This window comes from Sporofaciens sp. JLR.KK001, from assembly GCF_036941055.1.
In the GTDB taxonomy this organism is placed as follows: domain Bacteria; phylum Bacillota; class Clostridia; order Lachnospirales; family Lachnospiraceae; genus Sporofaciens.
In genome coordinates this window covers 3861736-3877046 of sequence record NZ_JAYMNO010000001.1, presented here as the reverse complement: position 1 = coordinate 3877046, position 15311 = coordinate 3861736, and the positions used below count along the sequence as shown (strand labels likewise).

Here is a 15311-nt window from a genome sequence, read left to right as displayed (position 1 = left end):
GAGAAAAGTAGTTGTAATATATTTGTAATAAAGATGCAATAACTTCAGGAAATCTTCATTATTTTTTTCGTTGATTTTCCTGTACTTTTGAATATATGCATATTATAATGTATAAGTGTGAAAATTTTTCAGAGGAGTAAGGTTAATGAGTAACAGGGATGAAGATTATGAAATTCCACGTAAAAAGAAGGCTCGTAAAGTGCGCCCTGACGGCGCTGATATATCTTCTCATGACCATATTTCTGGAGCAGACGGAACAGCTAAGACTCTGAAGAGGAGGGAGGGAGATTCTTCGAAGGCTGTCAGAAGGAAGCCGCAGACGGGTGATCCGAAGAAGCGAAAGACAGGAGAATCTTTATCTGGTGATTCTATAGAACGTAAGAAGAGCGGGAAGAGGGCCAATGGTGACGGCAGCCCCCGCAAGAAGAAGGTACAGGAAGAGAAGAACTCTTTGGAAGAGGGACAGAAGAAGCGAAGGAAGAGCGAGGTCCAGAATGAAGGAACAACAAAGAGCAGTAAGAAGAGATCTTTAGAGGAAGAACCCGGCAGAAGTGTGAAGAGCGAGTCTCTGGAGGCTGATGCGCCAGAGATTACTTTTGATACAGACCAGACTGGCAGCAGGAGGAGACGCAGGGAGAAGAGGATGGAAGATTTCGACGATTACAAAGAGGATGAGATGGGAAAGAAGAGTAAGAAGAATAAGGGAGCAAAGATAGCGTTGATCGCGCTTGGAAGCGTGGTCGGTTTGTTGGTGCTGGTATATGCGGGATTTGCGGTGTATTTTAGCAGCCATTTTCTGTTCTTTACAGAGATTAACGGGATGGATTTTGCTTTTAAGGATGTGGAGCAGGTAGAAGCCTATATGAAGAAGCAGGTGTCAGATTATACACTGACTCTTGAAGAGTCTGACGGCAGTAAAGAGCAGATCAACGGCGATGATATTGCGATCGAATATATTGCCGGGGAACAGCTTGAGAAGCTTATGGAGGATCAGGATAATCTTCTGTGGCCGAAGTCTATCTGGGAGCATCCGAAGATCGATTCCAAGATCGGTGTGAAGTATGACGAAGCGGCGCTCGCGGCGGTGACGGCGGGCCTTAACTGTATGAATCCGGAGAATCAGACGCCTCCTGTGGATGCCCGGCCGGAATTCCAGGAAGGACAGTTCGGGGTGGTGCCGGAGGTGATCGGGACACAGATCAATCCGGAAGTATTCAACGCGAAGATTGCGGAGGCGATCAATGGATTCCAGCCGACGCTGAACCTGTCGGATACGGGATGCTATGTGATGCCAAGGTTTAAGTCGGATTCACCGGAGGTACTGGCAGCGAAGGATGCGATGAACAGCTATCTCCGCGCGAACATTACTTATGATTTCAATCCGAATACGGAAGTCGTAGACGCGTCGGTGATCTCTCAGTGGGTCAGGGTAGACGGCGATATGAACGTGACATTCGATGAAGCGCAGGTCAGGGCATATGTTCAGTCCTTGGCTGATAAATATAATACCAAGGGGCGGCCCAGGAGCTTTACGACGGCTACAGGGAATGTCGTGACGGTAGAGGGCGGCAGTTACGGATGGCTGATCGACCAGGAAGCGGAGTATAATGCGTTGATCGCTAATATTCAGAACGGTGAGACTGTGACGAGGGAAGCGAATTATGCCAGCCGCGCGGCCAGCCATGCGGGCAATGACGTGGGAGGTACTTATGCGGAGGTCGATCTGTCGGCGCAGCATATTTATTTTATCCAGAACGGACAGGTGGTGCTGCAGTCCCCTTGCGTTACGGGTAATCCTAACAAAGGGAACGCTACGCCCCAGGGAGTGTATACGCTGGCATATAAGGCGCTGGATCAGACACTTAGGGGCACGAAGAGGCCGGACGGCACGTATGAGTATGAGACGCCGGTGAAGTATTGGATGCCGTTTAACGGGGGGATTGGGTTCCATGATGCGACATGGCAGTCAGCATTTGGAGGAAGCCGTTACCAGACCCATGGTTCTCATGGGTGTGTAAACCTGCCGTATGACGTCGCGGCGCAGTTGTATAATCTGATATCCGCAGGAATCCCGGTTGTGTGTCACTATTAAGCAGAGATAAAGAGGAGAAGGCCATGTATGAATTATTAAAAAGAGACGGCCTTGCCAAAAGAGGAAGATTGCATACTGTACATGGGGTCGTTGAGACCCCTGTATTTATGAATGTGGGAACTGCGGCGGCCATCAAGGGCGCCGTGTCTACAACGGATCTTCGGGAGATAAAGACTCAGGTGGAGCTTTCCAACACTTATCATCTTCATGTCCGTCCGGGCGACGAGGTGGTGAAGAAGCTAGGAGGGCTTCATAAGTTTATGGTTTGGGACAAGCCGATCCTGACGGATTCGGGAGGGTTCCAGGTCTTTTCTCTGGCAGGCTTAAGAAGAATCAAGGAAGAGGGAGTGTATTTTCATTCCCATATCGACGGGCGTAAGATATTCATGGGTCCGGAGGAGAGTATGCGGATTCAGTCGAATCTGGCGTCCACGATTGCTATGGCATTTGACGAGTGTCCGTCCAGCGTGGCGGACAGGGATTATATTGAGAATTCCGTGGAGAGGACGGCAAGGTGGCTTGTCCGCTGCAAGGCTGAGATGGAGCGCCTGAACCAGCTTCCGGACACCATCAACCCCAAGCAGATGTTATTTGGGATCAACCAGGGCGGCATCTATGAGGATATCCGTATCCGCCATGCGCAGCAGATTAGGGAGCTTGACCTTGACGGGTATGCAATCGGTGGTTTGGCGGTTGGGGAATCACATGAGGATATGTATCGTATCCTGGATGCGGTGGTGCCGCATCTCCCGGTGAATAAGCCGGTCTATCTGATGGGAGTGGGAACTCCCGCCAATATCCTGGAGGCTGTGGAGCGGGGAGTGGACTTCTTCGACTGTGTATATCCGAGCCGCAACGGACGGCACGGGCATGTGTATACCAACCAGGGGAAGCTCAATCTGTTCAATGCGAAGTATGAGCTGGATGAGGGTCCGATCGAGGAGGGCTGTCAGTGTCCGGCGTGCAGAACCTATTCCAGGGCCTATATCAGACATCTGCTGAAGGCGAAGGAGATGCTGGGCATGAGGCTGTGTGTGCTCCATAATCTATATTTCTACAATACGATGATGGAGGAGATCCGTCAGGCGATCGACGAAGGGAACTATCAGGAATATAAGGCAGGGAAGCTTGCAGGTATGCAGGGGATGTGAAGTATATGACAGAGCGGCTTGCCAAAGCTGTTGCGCCGAGATTCGAAAAAGAATATAAAATAAACCGAAATTGCTTGATGAATGACGGATTATTGTGTATGATAGGAACAGTGTTTTATTACAGATATTTATAGGAGGAAGGATTATGTACGCATTAGCTACGCAGAGCGCAGGAGGAAGCTGGGCATTACTGATCGTTGTATATGCAGTTATTTTCGGCGGTTTTTACTTTATTTTCCTGAGACCGCAGAAGAAGGAGCAGAAGAGGGTTCAGGCCATGATCGCCGACATAGAAGTGGGGGATACCGTGCTTACTACAAGCGGTTTTTACGGAGTGATCATCGACATCAGCGACAGCGATGTGATCGTTGAATTTGGAAGCAACCGGAATTGCCGTATTCCGATGCAGAAGGCGGCGATTGCCCAGGTGGAGAAGGCGGCAGCAGAATAAGAGAGAACGGACGTGTTGTGCGGAGGATTCCGGCGGCACGTTTTTCTTTTAGGACAGAAATGTGAAAAAATTGCCAATCCTGTTAGACATTGGGAGTAAGTTGTGATAAAGTAAGAGGTGGACAAATTTATATAAGATGAATGGAGGAAGAGTATGATAGAAAATGAGTTAACTGCTCTGATTCAGACAAAATTTGGAAAAAGTTTACAGGATGCAAGCGATCAGGAACTATACTATGCCCTGCTTGCGTACACCAAGGAAAAATTAAAAGAAACGCCGGATATTACGGGAGATAAGAAGTTATATTATATTTCCGCAGAGTTTTTGATAGGAAAGCTGCTGTCTAATAATCTGATTAATCTTGGGATCTACGATGAGGTTGCTGAGCTGCTTCAGAAGAACGGGAAAGAGTTATCAAGGATTGAGGAGGCAGAGCCGGAGCCGTCATTAGGGAACGGCGGACTTGGAAGGCTTGCGGCATGTTTCCTGGATTCTATCGCAACTCTGGGACTTAACGGAGACGGAATCGGGCTGAATTATCATATGGGACTGTTCCGTCAGGTATTCGAGGCGAATAAGCAGAAGGAGGTTCCGAACCCATGGATCGAATCGGAATCCTGGCTTGAAGATACCGGTATCCGTTTCCAGGTGCCGTTCAAGGATTTCACCCTGACATCGAAGCTCTATGATATTGATGTGGCAGGTTATGAGAACGGCAAGAATAAACTGCATCTGTTTGATGTGGAGGGTGTGGATGAGAGTATCATCGGAGACGGGATATCGTTTGACAAGAGAGATATCGGCAGGAATCTGACGCTCTTCTTATACCCGGACGACAGTGACTGGGCGGGGAACCTGCTACGCATCTACCAACAGTATTTTATGGTTTCGAACGGCGCGCAGTTAATTCTCAAGGAATGTGAGGACAAGGGTTATGATCTTCGCAAGCTTCATGAGCATGTGGCGATCCAGATCAATGACACCCATCCGTCTATGGTGATCCCTGAACTGATCCGCCTGCTGGTTCAGAGGCAGGTTGACTTCAACGAGGCGATCGAGATCGTCCAGAAGACCTGTGCTTATACGAATCATACCATCCTCGCAGAAGCGTTGGAGAAATGGCCGCTCGATTACCTGGAGCAGGTTGCGCCTCAGATCGTGCCGATCATCAAGGATCTGGATGCACGTATGAAGGGAAGGCACAGAGATCCGAGAGTTGCCATTATAGACGGACAGAACAGGGTGCATATGGCCAATATGGATATCCATTTCGGATACAGTGTCAACGGTGTGGCGGCGCTACATACGGAGATTTTGAAGAATTCAGAACTGAAGCCGTTCTATGACATTTATCCGGAGAAATTCAACAACAAGACCAACGGTATTACCTTCCGCAGATGGCTTCTGCACTGTAATAAGGAGTTGGTTCAGTGGATCAGCGGATATGTGGAAGAGGACTTTAAGAAGGATGCGAATAAGCTTGAAAAGCTTATGCGTCATATAGACAGTGACATTGCGCTTGAGAAGCTTCTGGATGTGAAGCATACGAAGAAGGTACAGCTTGCAGAATACTTGAAGGAGACGCAAGGGTTAGAGCTGAATCCGGATTCTATCTTCGATATCCAGGTGAAGCGTCTGCATGAGTACAAGCGTCAGCAGATGAACGCACTGTATGTGATCTACAAATATCTGGAGATCAAGGCCGGGAAGAAACCGGCAACGCCGATTACCATGATCTTCGGGGCGAAGGCGGCGCCAGCGTATGCCATTGCGAAGGATATCATCCACCTGATCCTGTGCCTGCAGGAATTGATCGACAAGGATCCGGATGTTTCTCCGTATCTGAAGGTCGTAATGGTGGAGAACTACAATGTAACTATGGCGGAGCACCTGATTCCGGCATGCGATATCTCCGAGCAGATCTCTCTGGCGTCCAAGGAGGCGTCGGGAACCGGCAATATGAAGTTCATGCTGAACGGCGCTGTGACTCTTGGTACGGAAGACGGGGCCAATGTTGAGATCCATGAGCTGGTAGGGGATGAGAATATCTATATCTTCGGTGAATCCAGCGAACAGGTGATTGAACATTACGCGAAGAGTGATTACCGTGCGGCGGATTATTATATTGAGGATGAGCAGATCCGTGCGTTGGTGAACTTTATCATCAGCCCGGAGATGATGAAGATCGGCGATCCTTATCACCTGCTGCAGATCCATGCAGAGTTGATCTATAAAGACTGGTTTATGACGCTTCTGGATCTGAAAGAATATATTGCGGTGAAGAACCGTGCTTATGAGGATTATGCAGACCGGAAGGCATGGAGCAGGAAGATGCTGGTGAATATCGCGAAGGCGGGATATTTCTCATCTGACAGGACGATCGCAGACTACAATAAGGATATCTGGCATCTGAAATAAATATATGATCGATTGGGGACATAGTAAAATTGATTTTTACTATGTCCCCAATATTGCCTTAGGAATGGAATGCAGGCAAACCGCATAAGGTGAATGTAAAGGGATGTAAAGTGAGGATTTGCGCCTATGAAGAGACATACGGCTGTATTGCTCCTATGCATGGCAATCGTCGCGGCAGGCATGCGATGGGCGCCAAAGGACGAGGGGACGCTCTCGTATATGAGCGGCAAGGCGGCGATGCGGGGACCGGGCACAGGCAGTGAAAATGAGGACGAACCGGAGGCGGAAGGCGAAAAGGATTATATAAAATGGGTGGAATTCAATGTGACCTGCGAGGCCATGAAGCGGGCATATCAGTATGATCTGGATACATATGAGAAGGAAGTGCACCTGAACTGGGTGGATCTGCTGGCCTATCTGGGAGCGAGATACGGCGGGGATTTTAGCGGATATCGGGAACAGGATCTGGAAGATATGGCGAAGATGCTGATAAATGGGGAGAAGACGATAGCGGAGCTAGCTTCGGATATGCAGTATTATGCCTATTATCGGGAAGCGTATGGCGCGGTACTGGACGGGATGGTGGGCGAGTATGAGACGGAGGAAGCTGCCAGGCCTGTGTCCAAAGAAGCAGGGGCAGATAAAAGGATGAAAAGAGTGTATGGCTTAAAGGCGTTTCATCCGATCGCGAAGAGCTTTCCCTATTCGGATTATGATGATTTCGGAGTGTCCAGGACGTACGGTTATCGGAGGAATCATCTGGGGCATGATATGATGGGGCAGGTAGGCACGCCTGTGATCGCGGTGGAATCAGGATATGTGGCGGAGCTTGGATGGAATCAGTACGGCGGATGGCGCGTCGGGATCAACAGTTTTGACGGGAAACGATACTATTATTACGCACATCTCAGGCAGGACCGCCCTTACGCAGAAGGGTTGAAGAAAGGGGCTGTCGTGCAGGCGGGAGATGTGATCGGGTATATCGGCAGGACCGGGTACAGCAAGGAAGAGAACGTTAATAATATTGATGAATACCATCTCCATTTCGGATTGCAGCTGATATTCGATGAGTCGCAGCGTGACGGGAACAATGAGATCTGGGTAAGCTGCTATGAATTGGTCAGATTCTTATATCAGCATCAGTCGGAGGTGACAAGGAACGATGAGACCAAGGAATGGGTCCGGAGTTACCGGATTAAGGACCCTGCGGCTGCCAGATGATTTGATTAAATATAACATAAATTTCATTAGGACTTGATAATAGAAGCTTTAAAGTTTATATTATTAAGGAGCTGTCATGAGATTCATGTAAAAGGAGAGGATGATTGTGGGAAAATTTAAGAAGGTCGAGATTATCATTCTGGCAGTATTGGTCGTAGTTTTAGCGGGGGCCATAGGCGGCAAAGTATTCTTGAAGAAGGAAGAGCCGGTACAGACGAAGAAGGTGGAGAAGCCTAAGGAACCTGAGCCGGCGGAAGAGCCTGAGCCCGAGCCAGAACCTGAGCCGCAGCCGGAGCCGGTCGATATCCCGGTGGATTTCGCTGCATTGAAGGCGCAGAATCCGGATGTATACGCATACATAGAGATCCCGGGGACGCAAGTCTCTTATCCGATTCTCCAGAGTGCGGACGGAAGCGTGGATTATCTGAATACGACGCTTCAGAGAACGGCGGGGCTTCCGGGCTCGATCTATACGGAGAATATCAACAGCCAGGAATTTACGGATTTTAATACGGTGATCTACGGGCATAACATGAAGGACGGATCCATGTTCGGAAGCCTTCACAGTTTCGACAACGAACAGTTTTTCAGGGAACACTCGGAGATCAATGTCTACATGCCGGATAAGGCGATCAAATACCATATCTATGCGGCGCGGTGGTTTGACGACCGGTATATTCCGGCGAGTTACCCGCTGGAGACACCGGAGGGCAGGAATCAGTTTTTAAGCGACGTCAGGAATATAGGGCTTTCACCGGCGTATTTCAACGATCAATATACGCCTACAGAGCAGGATTGCCTGATTACCTTGTCAACATGTACGTCCAATCCTACGAACCGGCTGTTTATCATTGGAGTTCGGGGAGAGACGCATCCTGCGGCGGGAACGGCCGAACCAGAAGGGGAGAATGTGGCCGGGGCGGAAGCCGCAGAGAGGAAGAGTCCGTCCTGATCTGTGCAGTCTGAAGCCGCAGGGACAGAAGGTGCGGCCGAGCCGGAAGCTGAAGGGGCAGAATGCAATTTAGCCAATTAAAGTCTTGAAACATGCTCTGAAATGCGATATTATAGATGTTAAAGTTTTTAACGGATGAGAAAATGGAACATAAGAAGAGGAAGGAAGAGGAATATGAATCTGAAAATCGGAGTGATCAAAGGTGACGGAATCGGACCGGAGATTGTAACAGAAGCCATGAAGGTGCTTGATAAGATATCAGAAGTCTATGGACATACCTGTGATTATACGCAGCTCTTGATGGGCGGCGCTTCTATCGATGTGCACGGCGTGCCGCTGACCGATGATACGGTGGCAGAGGCGAAGAACTGTGACGCAGTATTGATGGGATCCATAGGAGGGGACGCGAAGACATCGCCGTGGTATCAGTTAGAACCGTCAAAGAGACCGGAGGCGGGGCTCTTGAGAATCCGCAAGGAGCTGAATCTTTTTGCCAACTTAAGACCGGCGGTGCTCTATGATGAACTGAAAGGAGCATGCCCTTTGAAGGAAGAGATCACAGCGGGCGGATTTGATATGATGATCATGAGGGAGCTGACCGGAGGCCTGTATTTCGGAGAACGCAAGACCGTCAGCGAGGACGGAGTTATGACGGCGTATGATTCTCTTACATATAATGAGAATGAGATCCGCAGGATCGCGAGACGCGGATTTGATATTGCCATGAAGCGCAGGAAGAAGGTAACCAGCGTGGACAAGGCGAATGTCCTGGATTCTTCCAGGCTGTGGAGGAAGGTCGTGGAGGAAGTGGCGGCAGATTATCCGGAGGTGACATTAGAGCATATGCTGGTGGATAACTGTGCCATGCAGTTGGTCAAAGATCCGAAGCAGTTCGACGTAATCCTGACGGAGAATATGTTCGGAGACATATTATCGGACGAGGCGAGTATGGTGACCGGTTCTATCGGAATGCTTGCCAGCGCAAGCCTGAATGAGACGAAGTTCGGTCTGTATGAGCCAAGCGGCGGCTCGGCGCCCGATATTGCAGGCAAAGGCATTGCTAATCCGATCGCGACGATATTGTCTGCGGCGATGATGCTTAAGTTCAGTTTCGATCTGGATAAGGAAGCAGACGCTATCGAGCGGGCAGTTGCGAAGGTGTTGGAGGAAGGATACCGGACGATTGACATTATGTCTGACGGGAAAGAACAGGTCGGTACAGAGAAGATGGGCGATCTGATCGCAGGATATATCGAGCAGAAAGGGGATTATTATGAGAAGTGATACAGTTACAAAGGGAAAACAGCAGGCGCCCCACCGTTCTTTATTCAACGCGTTAGGGCTTACACCGGAGGAGATGGAGCGTCCTTTGGTTGGGATCGTAAGCTCCTATAATGAGATAGTTCCGGGACACATGAACCTGGACAAGATCGTCAATGCAGTAAAGCAGGGAGTAGCCATGGCGGGCGGTACGCCGATCGTATTCCCGGCCATTGCCGTATGCGACGGGATTGCCATGGGACATCTCGGTATGAAGTATTCGCTGGTAACGAGGGATCTGATCGCGGATTCTACAGAGGCGATGGCAATCGCGCACCAGTTTGACGCGTTGGTGATGGTGCCGAACTGTGATAAGAATGTGCCGGGGCTTCTGATGGCGGCGGCAAGGATCAATGTGCCGACCATCTTCGTAAGCGGCGGTCCGATGCTCGCAGGCCATGTGAAGGGAAAGAAGACGAGCCTTTCCAGTATGTTCGAGGCAGTAGGAGCGAACGCGGCGGGCCTGATCTCTGATGAGGATCTGTGTGAATTCGAGAATAAGACCTGCCCAACCTGCGGTTCTTGTTCCGGTATGTATACGGCGAACAGTATGAACTGTCTGACGGAGGTCCTTGGAATGGGCCTTGGCGGCAACGGAACGATTCCGGCTGTCCATTCCGCAAGGATCCGTCTTGCCAAGCAGGCAGGCATGAAGGTGATGGAGCTGTGGGAGAAGAACATCTGCCCAAGGGATATCATGACTGAGAAGGCGGTCCTGAATGCCCTCACCGTAGATATGGCGCTTGGATGCTCTACCAACAGTATGCTGCATCTGCCGGCGATCGCTCATGAAATAGGTATGGATTTTGAGATTGATTTCGCGAACGGCATCAGTGAGAAGACACCGAACCTCTGCCATCTTGCACCGGCAGGTCCCACATATATGGAGGATCTGAATGAAGCGGGCGGCGTCTATGCGGTTATGGCAGAGCTGAATAAGAAGAACCTGCTCTATACGGATTGTATGACCGTTACGGGCAAGACTGTAGGGGAGAATATCAAGGATGCGGTCAACAAGGATCCGGAAGTGATCCGGCCTGTCGAGAATCCTTATACGCCGACCGGAGGGCTTGCCGTATTGAAGGGTAATCTTGCGCCGGACGGCAGTGTTGTGAAGCGTTCTGCAGTGGTAGAAGAGATGCTGGTGCATGAAGGTCCGGCGAGAGTATTCGACTGTGAGGAGGACGCGATCGACGCCATCAAGGGCGGCAAGATCGTGGCGGGAGACGTGGTCGTAATCCGCTATGAGGGGCCGAAGGGAGGCCCTGGTATGAGAGAGATGCTTAATCCTACCTCGGCGATCGCGGGTATGGGGCTTGGCTCCAGCGTGGCGCTGATCACGGACGGACGCTTCAGCGGCGCATCCAGAGGGGCGTCTATCGGACACGTATCTCCGGAGGCGGCAGTGGGCGGACCCATTGCGTTAGTGGAAGAGGGAGATATCATCAAGATCGATATCCCGAATCTCTCTCTTACGCTTGCAGTATCCGACGAAGAGCTTGAGAAAAGAAGACAGGCATGGCAGCCGAGAGAGCCGAAGGTTACGACCGGTTATCTGGCGAGATATGCGTCTATGGTAACATCCGGCAACAGAGGAGCGATCCTCACTGTTCCGGGAAAGTAAGGACCAAGATATACAATATAGAGAACAGGAGAATGACAGATATGCAGTTGACTGGATCAGAGATATTGATCGAATGCCTGAAGGAGCAGGGCGTGGATACCGTGTTCGGTTACCCGGGCGGCGCGATTCTGAATGTCTACGATGAATTATATAAACACAGAGATGAGATCACGCATATCCTGACCTCCCATGAGCAGGGAGCCGCCCATGCAGCCGACGGGTATGCAAGGGCGACAGGGAAGACCGGCGTGTGCTTTGCCACCAGCGGACCGGGGGCGACCAACCTTGTTACGGGGATTGCCACCGCGTATATGGACTCCATACCGATCGTGGCGATCACCTGTAATGTAGGGGTAAATCTTCTGGGAAAAGACAGTTTCCAGGAAATCGACATTGCAGGAGTGACAATGCCGATCACGAAGCATAACTATATAGTGAAGGATGTGAACGACCTCGCCGACACCATCCGCAAATCTTTCGCTATTGCGAAGAAGGGAAGGCCGGGGCCGGTCCTTATCGACATTCCGAAGGATGTGACGGCGAATAAGGCAGAATATGAGAAGAAGACGCCAAAGCCTGTGCTTCCGTCCAGGGAGATCAGCGAGACAGAGATCGAGGCGGCGCTTAAGCTGATCCGCGAGTCTAAGAAGCCTTATGTATTCGTAGGCGGCGGTGCGATCCTCTCGGATGCCAGCGAGGAGCTTCGTACCTTCGTCGGGAAGGTGGATGCACCGGTGACCGATTCCCTGATGGGGAAGGGCGCATTTCCGGGAACGGACCCGCTTTACACAGGGATGCTTGGGATGCATGGCACGAAGACGTCGAATTACGGGGTCAGCGAGTGCGATCTGCTGATCGTTGTCGGCGCCAGATTCAGTGACCGTGTGACGGGCAATGCGAAGAAGTTCGCGAGCAACGCGAAGATCCTTCAGTTTGATATCGATCCTGCGGAGATGGATAAGAATGTCCTGATCACCCAGGGAGTGACCGGGGATATCCGCGTGGTGCTTGAGATCCTGAATGAACGGCTGGAACAGCAGGAACACAGGGAATGGATCGAGAAGATCATGGAATATAAAGGGCGGTATCCGTTAGTCTATCATCCGGATATCCTTACAGGCCCGTTCGTGGTGGAAGAGATCTACCGTCAGACCGGGGGAGATGCCATCGTGGTAACCGAGGTCGGCCAGCATCAGATGTGGGCGGCGCAGTTCTATAAGTACACCAAGCCAAGGACGCTGCTTACGTCCGGCGGTCTGGGAACCATGGGATACGGCCTTGGTGCTTCGCTTGGAGCGAAGATGGGGATGCCGGATAAGGTGGTTGTCAATATCGCGGGAGACGGCTGTTTCCGCATGAATATGAATGAGATCGCAACGGCTGTGCGCCATAATATACCGGTGATCCAGGTGGTTATCAACAACCATGTGCTTGGTATGGTGCGCCAGTGGCAGAACCTGTTCTACGGACAGCGTTATTCGGCAACGGTGCTGAACGACGCCGTGGATTTTGTGAAGCTTGCCGGGGCGATGGGAGCCGAGGGAATCCGTGCGGCGACGCAGGAAGAATTCAGGGAGGCGTTTGCAAGGGCGCTGACGCTTGGCAGGCCGGTAGTCATTGACTGCCAGATCGACGCGGATGACAAGGTGTGGCCGATGGTGGCGCCCGGCAAAGCGATCAGCGAGGTATTCGACGAGAAAGATCTCGAAGAAGGCAGATAGAACTAGGTCAGAAAATGGAGGAATGAATATGAGCAGAGTGTACAATTTTTCAGCAGGACCTGCGGTATTGCCGGAGGAAGTGCTAAGGGAAGCGGCAGAAGAGATGTTAGACTATCAGGGAACCGGGATGTCCGTGATGGAAATGAGTCACCGCTCGAAGGCATACAAGGATATCATCGAAGAGGCAGAGGCGGATCTTCGTGATCTGATGGGGATTCCAGATGATTATGAGGTATTATTCCTGCAGGGCGGCGCGTCCCAGCAGTTTGCCATGATCCCGATGAACCTGATGAAGAATAAGACGGCAGACTATATTGTGACCGGACAGTGGGCGAAGAAGGCGAGCGAGGAGGCGAGGAAGTACGGAAGAGTCAATATCATAGCTTCTTCCGCAGACAAGACATTCTCCTATATTCCGGACTGCAGTGATCTTCCGGTTTCAGAAGATGCGGATTATGTATATATATGCGAGAATAATACCATTTACGGGACGAAATACAAAGAACTGCCCAATACGAAGGGTAAGATATTGGTAGCCGATGTCTCCTCCTGTTTCCTTTCAGAGCCGGTCGATGTTACGAAGTACGGAGTCATATACGGCGGCGTGCAGAAGAATATCGGCCCTGCGGGTACAGTGATCGTGATCATCCGCAGGGACCTGATCACGGAAGACGTGCTTCCCGGCACGCCGACCATGCTTAAGTATAAGACTCACGCGGATGCAGGTTCTCTCTACAATACGCCGCCGACATACGGTATATACATCTGCGGCAAGGTGTTCAAGTGGCTTAAGAAGCAGGGCGGTCTTGCAGCCATGAAGGAGAGGAACGAGAAGAAGGCGAAGATCCTGTACGATTATCTGGATCAGAGCAGGATGTTCCGGGGAACAGTAGAAGCGAAAGACCGTTCTCTGATGAATGTTCCTTTTGTGGCGGTGGATGAGGAGTTGGACGCTAAGTTCGTCAAAGAAGCGAAGGCGGCAGGATTTGAGAACCTTAAGGGGCACCGCACGGTGGGCGGAATGCGTGCAAGTATCTATAACGCGATGCCTGTGGAAGGTGTGGAGGCTCTGGTGGCATTTATGAAGAAGTTTGAAGAGGAGAATCTGTAATCATGTATAAATATCATTGCTTGAATCCGGTCTCTGACGTAGGGCTGGAACAATTTACGGAAGAGTATGTCCCGGTAAGTACGATGGAGAATGCGGATGCCGTGCTGGTTAGAAGCGCTGTCATGCATGACATGGAATTTACGCCGGATCTCAAGGTGATCGCGCGCGCCGGCGCCGGAGTCAATAATATACCGCTGGAGAGATGCGCTGAGGAAGGGATCGTGGTATTCAATACGCCGGGCGCCAATGCCAACGGTGTAAAGGAGCTTGTGATCGCTGGGATGCTTCTTGCATCCAGAGACATCATCGGCGGCATTAATTGGGTTCAGGAGAATGAAGAGGACGGCAATATCGCCAAAGACGCAGAGAAAGCGAAAAAGGCGTTCGCAGGCTGTGAACTAGAGGGTAAGAAGCTTGGAGTCATAGGGCTTGGAGCGATCGGTGTGCTGGTGGCTAATGCGGCTACGGCTCTTGGGATGGATGTGTACGGCTATGACCCGTATGTGTCGGTAGATTCTGCGTGGAGGCTGTCGCGAAGCATCCATCACGCGAAGACGGTAGATGAGCTGTACGGAGATTGTGACTATATTACGATCCATGTGCCGGCGATAGAGAGCACCAAGGGGATGATCGACAAGGATGCCATCGGTCTGATGAAGAAGGGTGTCGTCGTATTGAATTTTGCAAGAAATGTTCTTGTGGATGAAGAAGCCATGGTGGACGCGTTGGTGTCCGGTCATGTGAAGCACTATGTATCGGATTTCCCAACGCCCGTTACCGCCGGAGTCAAGGGGGCGATCGTGATACCGCATCTCGGCGCGTCTACGGAGGAGTCTGAGGATAACTGCGCGAAGATGGCGGTCAAGGAGCTGAGGAATTACCTGGAGAACGGTAATATCAAGAATTCCGTGAACTATCCGGACTGTGATATGGGAATGAGAGGGGATAATACCAGAATCCTCCTTCTGCACCGCAACGTTCCGAATATGATCGGCCAGTTCACGAAGATCCTGGCGAATGACAATATGAATATTGCCGATCTGACCAATAAGAGCAAGGGGAAGTATGCCTATACGATGATCGATGTTGACAGTCCCGTTTCTGACAAGGTTGCAGAAGAACTCAGTGCGGTGAAGGAAGTTCTCCGCGTTCGAATTATTAAGTGATTTTTAAGAATAATTAAAAAATCTTAACATAAGATGCATTGTAATATATTTGGAATTCCTGTATACTCAATATAACAAGTTTAG

11 protein-coding genes are annotated in these 15311 nt (G+C 50.6%); all 11 read left to right on the top strand.

The window, feature by feature from the left end; translation table 11 throughout:
- The first annotated feature begins 145 nt into the window (after window positions 1-145).
- Window positions 146-2092 carry a L,D-transpeptidase family protein gene (locus tag VSQ62_RS19620; RefSeq protein ID WP_334636466.1) on the top strand — a complete coding sequence of 649 codons (1947 nt, stop codon included), beginning with the start codon at window positions 146-148 and terminating at the stop codon, window positions 2090-2092.
- A gap of 23 nt (window positions 2093-2115) precedes the next feature.
- Entirely contained in the window at window positions 2116-3243 is a 1128-nt protein-coding gene (tgt, locus tag VSQ62_RS19615; RefSeq protein ID WP_334636465.1) for a tRNA guanosine(34) transglycosylase Tgt, read from the top strand.
- A gap of 145 nt (window positions 3244-3388) precedes the next feature.
- Complete coding sequence (gene yajC / locus VSQ62_RS19610; protein WP_334636464.1) at window positions 3389-3694, top strand: preprotein translocase subunit YajC; 306 nt, start codon at window positions 3389-3391, stop codon at window positions 3692-3694.
- A 153-nt stretch (window positions 3695-3847) separates the two neighbouring features.
- Window positions 3848-6112 carry a glycogen/starch/alpha-glucan phosphorylase gene (locus VSQ62_RS19605; RefSeq protein ID WP_334636463.1) on the top strand — a complete coding sequence of 755 codons (2265 nt, stop codon included), beginning with the start codon at window positions 3848-3850 and terminating at the stop codon, window positions 6110-6112.
- 126 nt (window positions 6113-6238) lie between these two features.
- Window positions 6239-7333: a M23 family metallopeptidase gene (locus VSQ62_RS19600; protein WP_502957772.1), complete on the top strand. Its 1095-nt coding sequence runs from the start codon at window positions 6239-6241 to the stop codon at window positions 7331-7333.
- A 106-nt stretch (window positions 7334-7439) separates the two neighbouring features.
- Complete coding sequence (locus tag VSQ62_RS19595; RefSeq protein ID WP_334636462.1) at window positions 7440-8285, top strand: class B sortase; 846 nt, start codon at window positions 7440-7442, stop codon at window positions 8283-8285.
- A 174-nt stretch (window positions 8286-8459) separates the two neighbouring features.
- A complete protein-coding gene (leuB, locus tag VSQ62_RS19590) occupies window positions 8460-9569 on the top strand; it encodes a 3-isopropylmalate dehydrogenase (protein ID WP_334636461.1) in 1110 nt (369 codons plus the stop codon).
- The gene (ilvD, locus tag VSQ62_RS19585) at window positions 9559-11229 is read left to right on the top strand and encodes a dihydroxy-acid dehydratase (RefSeq protein ID WP_334636460.1); all 1671 of its coding nucleotides are present in this window, start codon (window positions 9559-9561) and stop codon (window positions 11227-11229) included. The genes leuB and ilvD overlap by 11 nt, the downstream gene beginning before the upstream one ends.
- A 41-nt stretch (window positions 11230-11270) precedes the next feature.
- On the top strand, window positions 11271-12950 hold the full coding sequence (ilvB, locus tag VSQ62_RS19580) for a biosynthetic-type acetolactate synthase large subunit (RefSeq protein WP_334636459.1): 1680 nt from the start codon (window positions 11271-11273) through the stop codon (window positions 12948-12950).
- Window positions 12951-12978: 28 nt separating this feature from the next.
- Complete coding sequence (serC, locus tag VSQ62_RS19575; protein ID WP_334636458.1) at window positions 12979-14061, top strand: 3-phosphoserine/phosphohydroxythreonine transaminase; 1083 nt, start codon at window positions 12979-12981, stop codon at window positions 14059-14061.
- A 2-nt stretch (window positions 14062-14063) separates the two neighbouring features.
- Window positions 14064-15227, top strand: coding sequence for a phosphoglycerate dehydrogenase (locus tag VSQ62_RS19570; protein WP_334636457.1), 1164 nt, complete (start codon window positions 14064-14066; stop codon window positions 15225-15227).
- Window positions 15228-15311: the final 84 nt, after the last annotated feature.

What these genes read in the sequence shown, in the direction of transcription:
- VSQ62_RS19605 (WP_334636463.1), top strand. Translation starts at nt 3,848, where the DNA reads ATGATAGAAAATGAGTTAACTGCTCTGATTCAGACAAAATTTGGAAAA.
- ilvD (WP_334636460.1), top strand. Translation starts at nt 9,559, where the DNA reads ATGAGAAGTGATACAGTTACAAAGGGAAAACAGCAGGCGCCCCACCGT.
- VSQ62_RS19570 (WP_334636457.1), top strand. Translation starts at nt 14,064, where the DNA reads ATGTATAAATATCATTGCTTGAATCCGGTCTCTGACGTAGGGCTGGAA.
- ilvB (WP_334636459.1), top strand. Translation starts at nt 11,271, where the DNA reads ATGCAGTTGACTGGATCAGAGATATTGATCGAATGCCTGAAGGAGCAG.
- VSQ62_RS19620 (WP_334636466.1), top strand. Translation starts at nt 146, where the DNA reads ATGAGTAACAGGGATGAAGATTATGAAATTCCACGTAAAAAGAAGGCT.
- tgt (WP_334636465.1), top strand. Translation starts at nt 2,116, where the DNA reads ATGTATGAATTATTAAAAAGAGACGGCCTTGCCAAAAGAGGAAGATTG.
- VSQ62_RS19600 (WP_502957772.1), top strand. Translation starts at nt 6,239, where the DNA reads ATGAAGAGACATACGGCTGTATTGCTCCTATGCATGGCAATCGTCGCG.
- leuB (WP_334636461.1), top strand. Translation starts at nt 8,460, where the DNA reads ATGAATCTGAAAATCGGAGTGATCAAAGGTGACGGAATCGGACCGGAG.
- serC (WP_334636458.1), top strand. Translation starts at nt 12,979, where the DNA reads ATGAGCAGAGTGTACAATTTTTCAGCAGGACCTGCGGTATTGCCGGAG.
- yajC (WP_334636464.1), top strand. Translation starts at nt 3,389, where the DNA reads ATGTACGCATTAGCTACGCAGAGCGCAGGAGGAAGCTGGGCATTACTG.